Origin of the sequence: uncultured Psychroserpens sp. (assembly GCF_947501425.1) — a bacterium.
GTDB lineage: Bacteria > Bacteroidota > Bacteroidia > Flavobacteriales > Flavobacteriaceae > Psychroserpens.
In genome coordinates this window covers 384,864-402,551 of record NZ_CANMVN010000002.1, presented here as the reverse complement: position 1 = coordinate 402,551, position 17,688 = coordinate 384,864, and the positions used below count along the sequence as shown (strand labels likewise).

Annotated in this window: 15 protein-coding genes; 13 read left to right on the top strand and 2 right to left on the bottom strand. The window is 33.2% G+C overall.

Annotated elements, in window-relative coordinates; translation table 11 throughout:
* The first annotated feature begins 5 nt into the window (after positions 1-5).
* From Q0951_RS04345 to Q0951_RS04285, 13 genes are read left to right on the top strand one after another with little or no spacing between them, the layout of a single operon-like run.
* Positions 6-962, top strand: a complete 957-nt coding sequence (locus tag Q0951_RS04345; protein ID WP_299334714.1) for a glycosyltransferase — start codon at positions 6-8, stop codon at positions 960-962.
* Positions 959-1,669, top strand: coding sequence for a methyltransferase domain-containing protein (locus tag Q0951_RS04340; protein ID WP_299334713.1), 711 nt, complete (start codon positions 959-961; stop codon positions 1,667-1,669). The genes Q0951_RS04345 and Q0951_RS04340 overlap by 4 nt, the downstream gene beginning before the upstream one ends.
* A complete protein-coding gene (locus tag Q0951_RS04335; RefSeq protein WP_299334711.1) occupies positions 1,657-3,168 on the top strand; it encodes a hypothetical protein in 1,512 nt (503 codons plus the stop codon). Before Q0951_RS04340 ends, Q0951_RS04335 begins: the two co-directional genes overlap by 13 nt.
* A complete protein-coding gene (locus Q0951_RS04330; RefSeq protein WP_299334709.1) occupies positions 3,161-4,549 on the top strand; it encodes an asparagine synthase-related protein in 1,389 nt (462 codons plus the stop codon). Before Q0951_RS04335 ends, Q0951_RS04330 begins: the two co-directional genes overlap by 8 nt.
* Positions 4,542-5,645, top strand: a complete 1,104-nt coding sequence (locus Q0951_RS04325; RefSeq protein WP_299334708.1) for a glycosyltransferase family 4 protein — start codon at positions 4,542-4,544, stop codon at positions 5,643-5,645. Before Q0951_RS04330 ends, Q0951_RS04325 begins: the two co-directional genes overlap by 8 nt.
* A gap of 3 nt (positions 5,646-5,648) precedes the next feature.
* Positions 5,649-6,833, top strand: coding sequence for a glycosyltransferase (locus Q0951_RS04320; RefSeq protein ID WP_299334706.1), 1,185 nt, complete (start codon positions 5,649-5,651; stop codon positions 6,831-6,833).
* A complete protein-coding gene (locus Q0951_RS04315; protein WP_299334704.1) occupies positions 6,805-7,644 on the top strand; it encodes an FkbM family methyltransferase in 840 nt (279 codons plus the stop codon). Before Q0951_RS04320 ends, Q0951_RS04315 begins: the two co-directional genes overlap by 29 nt.
* The gene (locus tag Q0951_RS04310) at positions 7,641-8,972 is read left to right on the top strand and encodes a glycosyltransferase family 2 protein (RefSeq protein ID WP_299334702.1); all 1,332 of its coding nucleotides are present in this window, start codon (positions 7,641-7,643) and stop codon (positions 8,970-8,972) included. The genes Q0951_RS04315 and Q0951_RS04310 overlap by 4 nt, the downstream gene beginning before the upstream one ends.
* Positions 8,969-10,072: a glycosyltransferase family 4 protein gene (locus Q0951_RS04305; RefSeq protein WP_299334700.1), complete on the top strand. Its 1,104-nt coding sequence runs from the start codon at positions 8,969-8,971 to the stop codon at positions 10,070-10,072. The genes Q0951_RS04310 and Q0951_RS04305 overlap by 4 nt, the downstream gene beginning before the upstream one ends.
* Positions 10,072-11,205, top strand: coding sequence for a glycosyltransferase (locus Q0951_RS04300; protein WP_299334698.1), 1,134 nt, complete (start codon positions 10,072-10,074; stop codon positions 11,203-11,205). The genes Q0951_RS04305 and Q0951_RS04300 overlap by 1 nt, the downstream gene beginning before the upstream one ends.
* On the top strand, positions 11,206-12,579 hold the full coding sequence (locus Q0951_RS04295) for an O-antigen ligase (protein WP_299334696.1): 1,374 nt from the start codon (positions 11,206-11,208) through the stop codon (positions 12,577-12,579).
* A complete protein-coding gene (locus Q0951_RS04290) occupies positions 12,539-13,546 on the top strand; it encodes a glycosyltransferase family 4 protein (protein ID WP_299334694.1) in 1,008 nt (335 codons plus the stop codon). Before Q0951_RS04295 ends, Q0951_RS04290 begins: the two co-directional genes overlap by 41 nt.
* A 48-nt stretch (positions 13,547-13,594) precedes the next feature.
* Positions 13,595-14,989, top strand: coding sequence for a sugar transferase (locus Q0951_RS04285; protein ID WP_299334692.1), 1,395 nt, complete (start codon positions 13,595-13,597; stop codon positions 14,987-14,989).
* A 34-nt stretch (positions 14,990-15,023) separates the two neighbouring features.
* Here the strand turns inward: Q0951_RS04285 and lnt are convergent, their stop codons facing one another.
* Entirely contained in the window at positions 15,024-16,622 is a 1,599-nt protein-coding gene (gene lnt / locus Q0951_RS04280; RefSeq protein ID WP_299334689.1) for an apolipoprotein N-acyltransferase, read from the bottom strand.
* A complete protein-coding gene (locus Q0951_RS04275; protein WP_299334687.1) occupies positions 16,622-17,686 on the bottom strand; it encodes a PorV/PorQ family protein in 1,065 nt (354 codons plus the stop codon). The genes lnt and Q0951_RS04275 overlap by 1 nt, the downstream gene beginning before the upstream one ends.
* Positions 17,687-17,688: the final 2 nt, after the last annotated feature.

The following is a 17,688-nucleotide window of genomic DNA, read 5'->3' as shown; positions in this document are numbered from 1 at the left end:
GATATATGAGTTTTAAAATAGCAGTAGTGTCTCCTGTATACAATGATTGGCAAAGTTTTCAGTCTCTGGTTGACGAACTTAATACGGTTTCTGTAAAGGATGGTTTTGAAATTGAACATATTGTAGCTGTTAATGATGGCTCCAGCGAGTCTTATGAAGGGAGTAAGTTTGAAGGCAATACACCTGTTTCAATTGTAAACCTAAATAATAATGTTGGACATCAACGTGCTATCTCTATTGGATTATCTTATATGGATGATCGTTTTAAAGACGTCGATTGTTTTGTTGTTATGGATAGCGATGGTGAAGATAGGCCTCAGGATATTGTAAAAATATTGCAGCACATAAATAAAACCGATAAGAAAGCGATTGTTTTTGCTAAACGGGAAAAACGTAGTGAAGGATTGATGTTTAAACTATTTTATCGCGTCTATAAAGCTTCCTTTTATTGGTTGACTAATCAAAAGCTGGAATTTGGAAATTTTAGTGCTATCCCAAGAAATTTATTAAGTAGAGTGACTGCTGTTCCTGAATTATGGAATCATTATTCGGGAGCGATAATGAAATCTAAAATCCCTTACCAATCTGTTGGAACAGACAGAGGTCGCAGATATCATGGAGAATCAAAAATGAATTTTGCCAACCTAGTATTACACGGTTTGAGTTCGATTTCAATCTATTTAGATGTGGTGTCTGTACGTTTACTGTTTGTATCCTTTTTCTTTACAATTATTACTGTAATAGCTTTGTGTGTAGTGGTTGCACTTACATTATTTACAGATCTAACTATTCCTGGTTGGCCTTCGATAGTTGGATTGAGTTTATTAAATATTCTGGCTATTGTTATTTTAACCACATTTTTGATTCTTTTATTTCAGCTTAATCAAAAAACAACCATCAAATTATCGCCAAAAAATTATTATAAAGACTTTATATTATCAGTAATACAGATACATTCATGAGTGTTGAATCTCAATATATTGGTAATGAATTAGAGCTGTTTTCTCATGCTAAAAACTGGAAGGCGTATTGGGGGAATAAAGTGGTTCCATTCCTTGGAGAGCATGTCTTAGAAGTAGGAGCAGGATTAGGAACTAATACTAATGATCTGTTGTCTTTAAAACCATCAATCAGTCAATGGGTGTGCCTGGAACCTGATGCAAAGTTGTCTAGTAAAATTCATTCAAATATTGATGAAAAATATCACTCAAAACTATCAGTAGAGACTAGCTACTTAGCTGATTATAAGCCTGACGTTAAATTTGATAGCATTCTTTATATTGATGTTATCGAACATATTGATAATGATGCTTCGGAAATCAATCTGGCAAAAACGTTTTTAAAAGAAGGCGGATATCTCATAATTCTTGTGCCAGCTCATAACTTCTTGTTTTCAGATTTTGACAAGGCAATTGGACATTTCCGAAGATATAATAAGAAGATGCTTAAGACATCAGTTGGAGACGATTTAAAGTTACATCGATTACTGTATATGGATGCTGTTGGAATGTGTGCATCAATGGTCAATAAATTATTTTTAAAGCAAAGCTATCCTACAATCAAACAAATAAAATTTTGGGACAATTATATTGTAAAGACCTCAATAATTGGAGATCCGATTTTAGGACATCAATTGGGTAAATCATTACTGGGTATATGGAAAAAATAGTTTTAAAAATAAGCGATTATCTATACAGCTTGAAATTACTGTCTTACTTAGAGGCAGTGCATAAAGTAGTATTGATTGTTTTTATTCTATGTGCTGGATATCTCACATTTTCACTCAATGGAAATGAGGAGCAATATATGACCTATGCAAAACAATTCATGGATCCAGATTGGATCTCCTCTCGTTATTTGAATGAATTTGCTGGGACGCGTGTTTTATATCAATACATTGTTGGGTTTTTCTTAGAGTATTTCAGCTTTGAAACTGTTCGTTTTGTTGGTGTTTTTATACTCGCTGTATGGTTTGCTTTGCCACTGTCGAAACTATATGATTACCTGAAGTTAAGTAATGTACAAATACTATTACATCTGCCTATTCTATACCTACTAAACCAGTCTATGTTTGCAGGTTCGTGGATGATGTTGTCTCTAGAGCCAAAATGTTTTTCTTACATTTTTGTGCTGTACGCCATCAACGCATATCTAAGATCTAATTTTAAAAGAATGCTCTTGTTCTTAATCATTGCAACCTATTTTCACGTACTGGTAGGAGGTTATGTCTTTGCGTTTATAATGGCTTCACTTTTCTTTTTTGACAAGAGTAAATCGTTTAAATTTCATAGTGTTCTGGCTATTGTTTATGTGATTGCTTTACTTCCGTTTGTGTTGTATTTAAAAACAGCTGTTACTGGAGATGTCAATTATTCACCTTCGCCAGATTGGATCTATTCTTATTTTAGAAGCCCGCACCACGTCGGACTTTTTAGAGATTTAAGTTATTTCTATTCGAAACATTTCTATGGTGTAATGTTTGCCATAGTGGCATTATTAATTAGTCTAGGGTTTTTCAAATACAATAAGAATTACGCCTTGTCTAAATTGAATCATTTTGTGTTTCTTTCTTTAATAGGAGTGTTATTATCGGTGGTGATTGCCTATTTTGACAAAGAAGGTAAATTTGTGAAATACTACCCATTTCGAATTAATGCTACAACAACATTTTTATTTACATTAATTATTTCACAATATGTCTTTGTACATCTAAAAAAGAAATCTTTAAGATTAGTGAGACCTTTGATAGCTATGGTTGCTTTTCTTTTCTTGCTGAAAATGGCCATGACCAATATAATTTCGAGTAAGAATTATTTGAAGATGAACACAGCCAGTGATCTAACCGAGATGAGTAACTACATAAAAGAAAATACTGATAAAGAGGATGTGATTTTAAGTTTTGTAGATGAGCTGTCTCTAAACAGGCGCATGCAACGGGATCGATTTGTAGTATATAAATTTATTCCTGCAGATCTCTCAGCCATACCTGAATGGTACGAACGTGAGTTATTTAAGCGGAAAGTATCTGCAAACATATCTCAAATAAAAAATAAAAAGGAGGATTACCGCATTGATTACATATTAACAACAGGCATAGTTAAAAAAGATTTTTTTCAATTGGAATTTAATAATTCCAAATATTATCTCTATAAATTAAAACTTGAATAAGAAAGTTAGAACAAATATCATCCCAGCACAGCATGAGTTTGCAAAAATTCCTGAGAAACATGAATTGCATTTAAAAGCCATATGTGTGTTTTCAGCAATAGGTTTTTTTTTAAATCGGGATACGTATTGGAAAGACAAAATTGTTTTGCCTGGAGCATCTAACAATACATTAACTGCTGAAGGTGTTTTAGTAGATTCTACTCCTTATTTTAATTGGCATTACACGCCAAGATCTATTAGTTTTAATCAGGCCTTAGACAAGTACATCGATGTATTTGAAACTATCGTTAAAGAACAAACCGAAGGTAAACAAGTCATTCTGCCTCTTTCAGGAGGATTAGATAGTCGAACGCAAGCCTTAGCCTTAAAGCGATGTAACGCAAAGGTTAAGTCTTACAGCTACGATTTTAAAGGGGGTTTCAAAGAGTCAAAGATTGCGGAACAAATTGCTAATGCTTGTGATTTCGAGTTTCAGAAATATCAGATACAAAAAGGGTATTTATGGAATTGTATTGACACACTGTCTGAGTTAAATCATTGTTTTTCAGATTTTACAGCGCCTCGACAAATGGCTGTATATGATCAATTTGATACTATGGGAGATGTGTTTTCTTTAGGGCATTGGGGAGATGTACTCTTCGATAGTATGAATATCTCTAATTGTTCTGAGACTGAAGAGTTACAAATTATTAAAACGAAATTAATTAAAAGAGGAGGCATGGAAATTGCCAGTCGCTTATGGGATGTTTGGGGGCTTCAAGGCACGTTTGATGCCTATTTTACATCGCGATTATCAGAATTATTGAACAACATCAAAATTGACAACTCCAACGCAAAGCTTAGAGCTTTTAAATCCATGTATTGGGCACCACGTTGGACATCAGTTAACCTTTCAGTATTTCAATCCAAACATCCAATACGTCTACCTTATTATGATAATCGGATGTGTGAGTTCATATGTGAAATTCCAGAAGATTATTTAAAAAACCGTAAGCTTCAAATAGCCTACATTAGGTCTAAATCACCTAAACTGGCAAATATTACATGGCAAGATCAACGTCCATTTCACCTAAATAACTATCAGTATAATAAATATCCTTATAATGTGCCTTATCGTGGACTCAATAAATTGAAACGAATGTTTAATGGATTAACTGGGAAACCTTATATTCAAAGGAATTGGGAATTGCAATTTTGCGGAGCAGAAAATATGTCAGAACTTGAATCTCGTCTACGTAATACATCTTTTAATTCATGGATTCCTGAACAAGTGATAACAACATATATTAATGCGTTTAAAAATGGACAACAACTAGAAAATGCACATGCATTAAACATGCTTCTGGTATTGTCACAATTTGATAAACATACTAATGAATAAGAAAAAAAAGATACTATTTACAATTCCAAATTTTGATACTGCAGGTAGTGGAAAGGTCGTTTATGATCTCGTGCGTTATTTAGATAAGGATAAATTTGAACCTGAGATCTGCTGCTTTCACGATAAAGGAGACTTTTTTAAAGTTATAGAAACACTAGGTATTAAGATTCATCTATTTCAGTTTACAACGCCATATAAACCGTATTTGACCTTTTTTCAAAGGGTTAACAGGATTGCAAAGTTTTTTAGATCAAATAAATATGACCTCATTCATTCTTGGCATTGGAGTTCTGATTTTTCAGAACCATTAGCTGCTAAAATAGCTGGTATTCCTTTTGTTTACACAAAGAAGGCTATGGGTTGGGGAAACAAAGCCTGGACATGGCGCTCTAAATTAAGTACAGAAATTATTGTAATCAATACAGATATGATATCTGAATTTTTCTCTAAGATGTCATCAAAAGTGCATTACATACCTTTAGGTGTTGATACCCATTATTTTAAGCCTCAGGAAAAAGTTTTTAATACGCCTGATAATATAAGCTTTACTGCTAAGGACTTTGTTATATCAACTATAGTTAATTTAGTACCAGTGAAAGGTATAGAGTTACTCATTGAAGCTGTAAAATTACTAAGTGACAATGATATTAAATTGCTTGTTATTGGAAATGATCAAAGTGATTATGCAAAAGAATTGAAGTTGAAATACCGAGATTTGTCTTCAGTTCATTTTTTAGGAAAGCAGTTGGACGTCAGACCTTATCTGGCAGTAGCTGATGTGTTTGTAATTCCAACTAAGAACGAAGGTCGCCGAGAGGGACTGCCTGTTGCTCCATTAGAAGCTATGGCGAGTGGACGACTAGTACTAGGCTCAAGAATTGCAGGTATAAAGGATGTGTTGAAAGATTTTCCAGATTGTCTGTTTGAACCCAATTCCGTTGAAGCGATAGCATCAAAAATTAAAACAATTAAAGCTCTTGATGTTTCAGAAAAAAACAGAATAGAAAAAGAGATGCGACATAAAGTAGAACATGTATTTTCTATAGAAGAGTGTATAGCTAAACACGAAGATTTTTATCATAACATAATAACATAAACATTGAAAATAGGGATTGTTTTATCCAGAACTCCATCGTACTCCGAAACCTTCTTTAGAGCCAAAATTGAAGGGTTGATTCGGTGTGGTTTGAAAGTAGAACTGTTTGTTCAAGAGCGAGATCCTAATTTTAATTTGTGTACAGTCAATAGTGCTCCTAAGGCAAAAGGGAATTTTGCTTATTTTCTCGCACTTTGGTCAGTAGTTAAATTGCTTATCCGTTTTCCTAAACGATTTAAAACTTTTGTTTCTCTTGAAAAACAAGCTGGACGTTCATGGATTCAGCTTTTAAAGAATATTCATCTTAATTATCATACTTTAACTGCTCAATTGGACTGGTTGCATTTTGGTTTTGCTACTATGGCTATTCAAAGCGAAAATGTAGCGCAAGCTATTAATTCAAAAATGTCTGTTAGTCTCAGAGGCTATGACATTGATGTCTACCCAGAATCACATCCTAATTGTTATGACTTATTGTGGAAGAAAGTTGATAAAGTGCATTCAATTTCTAAATACCTTCTCGAAAAGGCTAATGTTTTAGGGTTTAAAAAGTCTTCTTATCAAATTATTTATCCAGCTGTTGACTTAACAAAATTGAAGCCTATTGATGATCAGTATTCAAAACTTAATGAGATAACGCAGTTACTAACAGTAGGCAGACTACACCCTATTAAGGGATTTGATTATGTTTTGGAAGCCCTAAGTATTCTAAAATCAAAACAAATACCTTTTTTATACACCATTATTGGAGAAGGTTCAGAGCTTGATCGTCTTAAGAATGATGTTGAGCGTCTAAACTTGAAAAGCGAGGTTAATTTTATTGGTAAACGTCCGCATGATGAGGTGTTTTCATTTATGATGACATCTGATATCTATATCCAATATAGCTTGTCTGAAGGATTTTGTAATGCAGTTTTAGAGGCACAAGCTTCAGGTTTGCTTTGTGTTGTTTCTGATGGTGGCGCTCTTCCAGAAAATATCATTCACCATAAAACGGGATACGTTGTGCCTAAAAAAAATCCAGCAGAATTGGCTAATACTTTGGAGAAAGTCATTAATTTGTGCGAAGAAGATCAAATTGCAATACTTACACAAGCAAAATTACGTGTAGAAAGCAAGTTTAATTTAGCGAATCAGATCAAGGATTTTATTACGTTTTATGAAGCGAATTCTTTTTTATCTCTATAATAATCTGCCTAAGTCTTTTCAGTATAAACTAGGAAAGATCAAGTTCTTGAAAGGGCTTAGAGATTTTTTTCTAAAGTCTGATGGAAGATATAAGGAAGGTACAGTAAAAGTAAATAGAACTTATCAAGGTATTGATGTAAACTTTAAATTCTGTGCTGCTATTAAGACGGCAGCAAAGGCTAAAAAGACTGGTATTGAAACGACTGTTTTAAATAATTCAATTCAATTAATACAGAAGTATAAACAAGGTAGAACAGATTGTACGATTTTAGATGTAGGTGCTAATTTTGGATTTTTAAGTTTAGTATGGTCGCAAACCATAGCAAAAGATCAAGGTAGAATACTTGCCTTTGAACCTAGTAGGCATGTTTTTAAATCGTTTAGTAAGTCTATAGAGACTAATCGTTTGGAGGACAAAATCACGATTATTAACAAGGCAGTTGGATTAGAAAACAAGCCCATTAAATTATATATTGATAATGCTACATCTAATATCAATGCTCAAAATAGTCAGCAGACATACGAAACAGTTGATATGGTGTCTTTAGATGCTTACTTTTCTAAGCATACAATTGACACTTGTGATTTGATAAAAATTGATGTCGATGGTATTGAATATGAAATACTTAAAGGGAGTCAGTCTTTGATCAACCAATTTAGACCTTTATGTATTATAGAGACAAATGATGATCAAAATATCATAGATTTTTTTAAAAACTCAGACTATCAAATTTTTGATATGCAGTTACAACCCTTAAGCACAAATGATATTCCATTGAATATTTTTTGTGTTCCAAATGAGTTATCATGATTTTTGAGTTTTTAAAATATTTACAGCCTACGAGCTATTTCTTATTAAAACGAAATAATGGGCTTTATGTTTTTCCTGATGTAGCAACTATTCCTGAGCACATAAAAAACCAACTCGAATTTGATGAACGTTACGATAGTGTAGAGGCTTCAAATCGTGATATGTCTTGGCAAGCCTTAAACAAAGGTTACATTTCAAAAGAAGGGTTGTCAAACTTTGATGAAACCATTTCAATTCGTGATAATTACCACTTCATTCGTAAATATTTCAATAGAGCTTGGGTATACTACGTGCTTCTGTTACGCTTGATGTCGTTAAAAAATCCAGTTAGAGAAGTAAGAGCTTTTTACACGTCCAAGGCAACGAAACGCTCTAGTTATTTGGAGCAGCCCATTGATTACGAAAATTATGGAGAGTTCAATTCTTCACTAGTTACACAATCACCATTGATTTGTGTCGTAATTCCAACCTTAAATAGATATACATATTTAAAAGATGTTCTTAAAGACTTGGAACATCAGTCGTATAAAAATTTTGAAGTCATAGTTATTGATCAATCTGAACCATTTGAAAGAGACTTTTACGATGTGTTTAATCTTAACATCACTATTGAATATCAAAAAGAAAAAGCACTTTGGTTAGCCAGAAACACAGCCATAAAAATGTCTTCAGCTAATTATTTTTTACTTTTTGATGACGACAGCAGAGTTGATGAAGATTGGATAGTTAATCATCTAAAAGGCTTAGAATACTTTAATGCTGATATTTCTTCGGGAGTATCCATTTCAAAAGTTGGAGCGGAGACTCCTAGGCACTATGCATTCTTTAGAATTAGTGATCAGTTAGATACTGGAAATGTACTTATTAGCAGACATGTATTTGAATCTATCGGACTTTTCGATAGGCAATTTGAAAAACAACGAATGGGTGATGGCGAATTTGGATTGCGTGCCTATTTGAATAATTATTTGAATGTTTCAAATCCTTATGCTAAAAGATTACACCTTAAGGTTGGATCTGGTGGTTTAAGAGATATGGGGAGTTGGGACGCTTTTCGGACTAAAAAATTAATGGCTCCAAGACCAATTCCAAGCGTTTTATATTTATTCCGAAACTATTTTGGAAATAAACAGTCAACGTTAGCTTTGTTTAAAACTGTACCAATATCAATAATGCCTTACCGATTTAAAAAGAACAAATTAATGATGGTATTAGGTATTTTTGTTTCTTTGTTGCTATTGCCTATTGTTATATTTCAGGTACAAAAATCCTGGAAATTATCAGGACGTAAACTGAATGAAGGTCCAAAAATAGAAAGATTAGTTTGAGCTTTAAGAAACGAATTTTAATTGTAACTTCTGAATTCCCTCCTCAGCCTGGCGGTATAGGTAATCATGCGAGAAACTTAGCTAAAGCGTTACATAATAAAGGATATCAAATGCAGGTGCTTTCAGACCAACGCTCTTATGATGGCTTGGAAGAACAAAAATTTGATAATAGTGAACCTTATGACATTAAAAGAATAAAACGTCATAGGCTGAGAATATTAATGTATGTTCAACGAATTCTGGTATTATTTAGATCTTTGAAATCTAATGATATCATTATTGCTTCTGGAAAATTTTCTCTGTGGATTGTAGCTTTCGTCTCCCTTTTTTATAGGAAATCATATCTTGCTGTCACTCATGGTACAGAAGTGAATTTTGAAAATAAAGTCTTGAGTGCTTCAATTACAAAGGCTCTGAAACGTTTTGACCAGATCATAGCAGTCTCAAATTTCACAAAGGAAATTATAATTGAAAAAGGGTTGTCTAAAATAACAGTAATACCAAATGGAATTGACTATTTACAATTTCAATCAAAAGAGATTTCACCCGATAATTTAACAGGTAATCCAAGTCTAGTTACTGTTGGTAACGTAACAGAACGAAAAGGGCAATTAAATGTAATTCGCCATTTAAGTGTTTTAAAGACACAATTTCCTGAGTTGCATTATCACTGCGTTGGACTACCAACAAACAAGGAGGAATTTTTAAAAGTTGCTGAAAGATTAGGTGTTGAGGACCATGTGACATTTCATGGTAGAGTTTCCGAAGAGAGGTTAGTAAACATTTTATCAAATACAGATATTTTTATCATGTTAAGCTCTGTTACAGATACTGGTGATGTTGAAGGATTTGGAATAGCTATCATAGAGGCTAATGCCATTGGAGTTCCTGCAATAGGTTCAAAAGGCTGTGGAATTGAAGACGCTATCAATAATAATACAACAGGAATATTAATTGACCCTAAAGATTCAGACGCGTTTTTAAAAGCCATTGAAACCATTACAATCAATTACGAGTCTTTCTCTAAGTCGGCTCAACAATGGGCAAAAGATCATGACTGGTCAGTTTTAGTTAATGCTTATACTAAGTTAATAAATTAATGAAGGTTGCAATAATTTCACATACAGAGCACTATATAAATCAAGATGGGCAACTTGTTGGTTGGGGACCAACAATAAATGAATTAAATCATTTGTTAGAGGTTTTTGAAGAGATATACCATGTGGCTATGCTTTATAAAGGTGAAGCACCTCCAAGTTCGCTGCCTTACAAGTCTGACCGTATTAAGTTTATTACAATTCCATCAGTAGGAGGTCATGGCGTTAATGAAAAGCTGAAGATTCTATCTAAGGCGCCTAAAACTTTAAGCATAGTTTCAGAAACATTAAAAAAGGTAGATTGTTTTCAACTGAGAACACCAACAGGAATAGGAGTTTACCTCATTCCGTATTTGACACTCTTTAGTAAGAAAAATGGCTGGTTTAAATATGCTGGTAATTGGAAACAAGAACAGCCGCCTATGGGTTATGCTTTTCAGAGATGGTTATTAAAAAGACAGAAAAGAACAGTGACGATTAATGGAAAATGGCCTGACCAGCCAGAGCACTGTTTAACATTTGAAAATCCCTGTTTAAGTATTGATGATTTGACTGAAGGTACTGATATAAGTAAAAATAAAGCTTTTGACGGAAAATTTACATTTTGTTATGTAGGTCGTTTAGAACGAGAAAAGGGTGTTGAGCGAATTATATTAGCGCTGACGAATCTTTCAATTGAAGATAAGCACAAAGTAGAATGTGTACATCTTGTTGGTAATGGCTCTGAGTTATCTTATTTTAAGGATTTAGCAATTCATTCAGGAGTGGAAATTGTTTTTCACGGCTTTTTAGATAGAGCAAGTGTGTTTCATATTTATAAACAATCTCACGTCTTCTTAATGCCAACAACTGCATCTGAGGGATTTCCTAAAGTTATAGCTGAAGCTATGAATTTTGGTTGTGTACCTTTAGTATCAGATATTTCGTCAATTGGTCATTATATTAAAACATCGGTGAATGGATTTTTAATCAATCCTATTAATACGGAAAATGTAACCTTATTACTTCATGAATTTTTAAATTTGGATGAGAAAGTGTTGCAAAAAATTTTACTAAGTCAAAGAGATATAGTAAACAAATTTACTTACTTGAATTATAACCGAAAAATTCAGGATATTGTATCAAATTTTGATTAATTGAGTCAAAACAAAAATATATTAAAAACAGATCACTATGTAGGTCGTATACTACTTCATATCTTAATTGGAGTGGCTGTGTTTATGTTTGAGCCTCTTTCTAAGATTTATTTTTATATCGTATTGGGTTATTTTTTAGTAAGAATCATACTTCTTCCAGAAGAAAAAAAAACCAAAGAGATATTGTTAGCATGTGCTTATTTTGCTGGTGCTGAGGTTTTATTTAGGATGACAAAGGGTGGAATTGCATACGAAGCATCAAAGTATTTGGTTATTTTATTCATGACTCTTGGGATGTTTTTTAAAGGAGTCTCTGGTAGAGGGTATCCCTACTTTATATATTTAGTAGCCTTATTACCTTCAATTTTAGTTGCCTCGATGACTTTAAGTTTTGATGCTAATTTCAGAACTAATATTGCTTTTGTATTGAGTGGACCCGTGTGCTTGGGAATTGCTGCGTTATTTTGTTATGATAGAAAGATTAGTAATAACAACCTGTTAGAAGTTATCTCCAATTTAATTTATCCATCAATAGCAACTACTGTATATCTGTTTTTATATAATCCAAGTATAAAAGACACTTTATCAGGCACGGCATCTAATGCTGCTACATCTGGAGGATTTGGTCCCAATCAAGTGTCAACGGCTCTTGGCCTCGGGATAATCGCTATTGTGATTAGATTATTTATGAAATCTCCGTCATTTGGCCTTAAAATATTTAATTTAATACTTTTAATTTCTATTTCATTCAGAGCAATTGTAACCTTTAGTAGAGGAGGTGTATTTGCTGCAATAATTGTTATCATTGCATTTTTAGGAACTATATTCTACAGGTCATCTGAAAAATTGAGAAATCAAATAGTCGTTTCCTTCTTTTTATTCATAACAGCAGTCTCAATTACCTGGATTATTAGTTCTAGTCAAACACGAGGGCTTATTGATATGAGATATGCCAATAAAAGTGCCTCCGGTCTTGAAAAGAAAGATATTACCACAGGAAGATTGGACCTGTTTATGGAAGAGTTGGAAGGTTTTATTGATAATCCAATTATAGGAATTGGCGCAAGTAGAGTAAAAGATATTCGAGTTGAGATGTCTGGAAATCAACTACCATCTCACAATGAAATAGGTCGATTGTTATCTGAGCATGGTATGATTGGTCTGTTTTTGATTATTATTTTATTTATTAAACCACTTGTATTTAGAGCCAATAATAAGAGGAATTATTATTTCTATGCGTTCTTCTGTTTTTGGTTTGCTACTATTAATCATTCGGGTATGCGTATTGCTGCTCCTGCATTGTTATATGCATTTTGTCTATTAAACGTAACTAATGAAAAGCATACTATACATAGGAAACAAATTACAAAATAAAACAAGCAACATATCATCTATTCATATTCTTGGAGATTTGTTGTCTGGTGAAGGATATACAATGTATTATGCTTCCACAGTGAGTAACAAAGTGTTGAGGTTATTGGATATGATTCTAGCCTTATTGAGACGTGTTAGAAAAGTGGATGTGGTTATAATCGATACTTACAGTACACATAATTTTTATTTTGCATTAATTATTAGTCAGTTGTGTCGGCTGTTTCGTAGAGATTATATACCTAGTCTCAATGGTGGAAACTTACCAGCTCGCTTGAAGAAGCACCCTAAAATGTGTGGTTTGATCTTTAATCATGCCAAATGTAGTGTGTCTCCTTCATTGTATTTAAAAAATAGCTTTAAAAACTATGGATATGACAATGTAAAGTATATACCTAACACACTTAAAATTGAAAACTATCAAGTTTACCCAAAATCTTATGAGGCACCCAAACTCTTATGGGTAAGATCATTCTCAAAAATCTACAATCCTAAATTGGCCATTCATGTATTTGCAAAATTAAAAACGTTATATCCTGAAGCTGAATTATGTATGGTAGGTCCAGATAGTGATGGCACATTAAAGCAAATTGAAGATCTTGTTAAAAGCCTAAAGTTAAATGTGAAACTAACTGGAAAACTCAGTAAAACAGAATGGATCAGGTTGTCTAAAGCATATAATATATTTATAAACACTACTAATTTTGATAATACACCAGTAAGTGTCATAGAAGCTATGGCTTTAGGGCTACCTGTTGTGTCAACCAATGTTGGAGGTATGCCATTTTTAATATCTAATGACGACGCTGGTATTCTGGTTCAACCAAACAATCAAGATGAGATGATTGAAGCTATTGTGCAATTGCTAAATGATAAAGCTAAACGCGAGAAGATTATTAAAAATGCAAGAGCGCAAGTAGAACAATTTGATTGGGAAAATGTCAAAAAACTTTGGATTAAAATTTTATAATTTGTTAAATTTTAACTTATTATATTTACCAAAGATCTTCTTGAAAACATGAGCCGCAAAAAAGACATACATTTTGAAATTTCAGAACGCAAACTATTGTTGCGTATTGTAGATATTTGTGTGGTATTGCTTGGATTGTATATTCTACAGAACACCATAAAATATGATTATTTGACCGTTAACAGGGAGAGTTTTGTATATCTTGTTGTCTTCGCCATTTATATTACAATATTCGGATCTATTTTTGAAATCTATAACCTTCAAAAATCCAGTAAATTAGATGTTACCTTTAGAAATATTGTTTTAACAGCTTCTACTACAGTATTATTTTATTTATTAACTCCTGTGGTAACGCCATTTTTACCAGAACAACGACTAAAAATCGTATACTTTTACGTAACTACAATAACAACTATTTTTATATGGAGATGGGCATATGTCACGTTTATTTCTACTCCTAGGTTTTATAAGAAGGTGCTTTTAGTTGGTGAAATTTCTAATGTTGAAAATATAATCAAACCTTTAAACCAATCGGATCCCAATTATAAGATTGTCGGATTTATTAACTCTGAAAAGGAAGTTGAAAATCCAATCAAATTCAAAGGACTTAAAGAGTTTGCATCTGCTGATTTAATGAATGTTATTAGAGATGAGAAGATATCAGAAATTCTTGTGGCGAGTTACAATTCAGAAACTATAACACCTGAAATCTATCACGATCTGATTGCATTGTTAGATCAAGGTTTTACAATAAGAGAATACACACAAGTATTTGAAGAGATTACTTACCGAGTGCCAATTCAGTTTGTTGGTAAAGACTTTTATAAATATTTCCCTTTTAGTCGCAGTAATCAAAACACACTTTATCTGTTCTTTCATAGAACATTTGATATTATATTTTCAATTTTCGGACTCTTGTTTGGAATATTGATTTTGCCTTTTATTTACCTCGGAAACCTGATTGCTAATAAAGGTCCTATCTTTTATTTTCAAGAGCGTGTAGGTCAAAACGGAAAACTTTTTCAAATTGTTAAGTTGAGAAGTATGGTTGTCAATGCAGAAGAAAGTGGTGCGAAATGGGCTCAGAAAAATGATTCAAGAATTACAAAATTCGGAATGTTTTTAAGGCGTTCTCGTTTAGATGAAATTCCACAATTTATCAATGTTTTAAGAGGAGATATGAGCATCATAGGTCCTAGACCTGAGCGACCTTTCTTTGTTAACGAATTATCTCGTATTATTCCATTCTATGAAACCAGACACATTGTAAAGCCAGGACTTACAGGATGGGCTCAAGTGAATACACGTTATGGTTCTTCTGTAGATGATAGTTTAACAAAACTTCAGTATGATTTGTTTTATATCAAGCATAGAAGTGTGTTCTTAGATATCAATATCATTGTCAAGACGCTCAGTACCATATTGTACTACAGAGGTCAGTAACATTTCTATTAGTTTAGTTGAATCTAGATTGAAATTATAACGTTTTTCTTTGTCTCCGGAAGAAACCGATTAAGAAGACAAAAATCAATACAAATATGCTGATACGTGCAATATAATCTCCAGCCATAACGTAAAATGTAATCTTATCGTTGGTCGTGATTTGACCTGCTAAAGCTCCTTTTTTGTTATACCCTAATTTGCTGGTTATTTCACCTTTAGCATTTATAATTGCCGAAATACCTGTATTTGCACTTCGCACAATATCACGTCTTGTTTCTACAGCACGTAACCTAGCGTAGCTTAAATGTTGTTTATGACCTTGTGTTTCGTTCCACCATGCATCATTGGTAATAATGGCTAAAAAATTAGCTTCATTTCTCACATAACCACTAACAAATTCACCATATACCGATTCATAACAGATGATAGGTCCCGCCTTAAACTTAGCATTTGAAGAAATGAATACACTTCGATAATCTTGAGTGGTTTTCATAGCTACAGTTCCTCCAAGATCAATCATGGCTTCTCCTATGATGGGTTTTAAAACACTTTGATAGGGGAAATTTTCAACACCAACTACCAATTTCGATTTGTTGTATTGGGCAACGGAGTCTGAGGTATTTATAAAAATTGCTGAATTATAGTCGTCGTACCAAGTGTTTGGTCTAAACTTATAGGTGTTGGTTTGCTTTCGTATTTTGCTTTTATCACTAAACCATTCAATAAATGAAATACCAGTCAAAAGGTTAACATTAGGATGCTGACTCACATAACGATCGAGTCTGCTTCTTAATAGTGAATTTTCAAACTTTGAAAGTCGTGTGCTTTCTGCAAAGAATGTTTCAGGAGCAATCACAAAATCAGTAGAGTCTGTAATTTTAGAATTGGCCAACTCAACAAATATATCTGAAAACTTCAGGTTGGTCATATTGTATTTTTCAGAGTACGGATCAATATTGGGCTGCAGTGCAATAATATTCACATTATCTCCTTTGTGTGAGTAGTTGTAATAGATGCCTAATGAAATCAGAATAGGCACTATAATTAATGTGGCACATTTCAGAAGTAAAGATTTTAAAACAGATTTAGACGATTCTTTTTGATAAGATAGAACACCTTTAAAAACTAAAACATTCAAGATCCATACCCAAAGAGTGCCGCCAAACGTACCAGTATATTCATACCATTGGATCCAACTGATGTATTCTGAAAACCCATTACCCAAATTAAGCCATGGCCATGAAAATTCCCAATGAAGATGTAATTTTTCAAAACTGATCCAAAGTGCAACCAAAAAAAGTAAAGCTCTGTTTTGAGATTGTCTTTTGGCGTATTTATGATAAATGAGCATGAGTAACGCCATTAATGCTGTATTGACAAAAACGGCAAAACTGGCACCAAAGATACTTGCATGTCTCAACCAGCTGGTAGTTGTGATATTCCAAATAAAAAAAGCAAGGTAAGAGAGCCCAAAAATTGCCAAGCCTTTACGTTTAGCATGAGACAATCGTAATTGCTGTTCTGCTAAGAGCAGTGGGACAAAAGCAAAAAACAATAAGATAGGGAAACCATAGGTTGGCCATCCTAAAGCTAGTAATATTCCTGAAATGAAGGCTAGTAAAGGTCTATTCACTATCTAAAGATACTAAAATCAAGTTTTAATGAAAATACATTTGAATATAAAGCAGCACTTTGATCTCCAATGTCTGTAAATGCGTAGTCTATTTGAATACCTCTATACTTAAATCCAAGACCTAGACTAGGCTGAAATGTTAAGTCTTCAGAGTTGTCAATCTGTAGTTCATTTTGAAAATTTCCTAATCCTGCTCGTAAAAACACAAGGTCTGTATATCCAAACTCGAATCCTAAAGCCGGATTTACACTAGCAAAAGATGTAGAAATGATATCATTATTCTCTTCAAATCTTACATTTAAATCTAATGAAGTGAGAAGTGTGTAATCATAATGGAATACAAATTTCTTAGACATACCAATTTGTAATTTTGGTATGGTAATTTCGGTGCTTTCAGGAACTGTTTGATTTTGACCTTCAATGGCATTTTGAATATCAGCTAACTTATCTTCATTAAAAGACCATGCATTAAATGTTGTGGTAATATCTCTTGCCATGATACCAAATTTCCAATCGTTTTTGGTTTCAAATTGAATGGCAGCATCAAGTCCGAAACCCCAAGAATTAGCAAAGTCACCAATAACACGACGAACTACTTTTGCATTGACACCATAACTTAATCCATCAAGAGGTAAACGTCTGGCATAAGAAAAGGTTAAGGCATAATCGGCAGTTGAAAACAAGCTCACACGATCGTAATTAATATTCCCTTGATCATCGATCAATTGAGTGGTATCTAAAATATCATCCACACCAAATCTAATAAGTGACAATCCAATAGCACTTCTGTCATCAAGAGGTTTTGCAAATGCGATATAATTGTAATTAGCAATATTGGCAAAATAATTAGAGTGTAAGAGCGCTAATTGATTGTCTTCAAGATTAACGAGACCTGCAGGATTCCAATAACCAGAGTTGACATCTGCGGTGTGAGAAACCACACTATTGCTCATTCCTAAAGCAGCTGCATCCACACCAATATTTAAAAATTCATTAGAATATTTGGTCTGAGCAGTGCAAAAAAATGTTATCAAAGTAGAGACAATGAATATGTATTTTTTCAACA

Bases quoted from the DNA above. Each gene is read 5' to 3' on its own strand.
- Q0951_RS04345 (WP_299334714.1), top strand. From the start codon at position 6: ATGAGTTTTAAAATAGCAGTAGTGTCTCCTGTATACAATGATTGGCAA.
- Q0951_RS04340 (WP_299334713.1), top strand. From the start codon at position 959: ATGAGTGTTGAATCTCAATATATTGGTAATGAATTAGAGCTGTTTTCT.
- Q0951_RS04335 (WP_299334711.1), top strand. From the start codon at position 1,657: ATGGAAAAAATAGTTTTAAAAATAAGCGATTATCTATACAGCTTGAAA.
- Q0951_RS04325 (WP_299334708.1), top strand. From the start codon at position 4,542: ATGAATAAGAAAAAAAAGATACTATTTACAATTCCAAATTTTGATACT.
- Q0951_RS04315 (WP_299334704.1), top strand. From the start codon at position 6,805: ATGAAGCGAATTCTTTTTTATCTCTATAATAATCTGCCTAAGTCTTTT.
- Q0951_RS04310 (WP_299334702.1), top strand. From the start codon at position 7,641: ATGATTTTTGAGTTTTTAAAATATTTACAGCCTACGAGCTATTTCTTA.
- Q0951_RS04300 (WP_299334698.1), top strand. From the start codon at position 10,072: ATGAAGGTTGCAATAATTTCACATACAGAGCACTATATAAATCAAGAT.
- Q0951_RS04290 (WP_299334694.1), top strand. From the start codon at position 12,539: ATGAAAAGCATACTATACATAGGAAACAAATTACAAAATAAAACAAGC.
- Q0951_RS04285 (WP_299334692.1), top strand. From the start codon at position 13,595: ATGAGCCGCAAAAAAGACATACATTTTGAAATTTCAGAACGCAAACTA.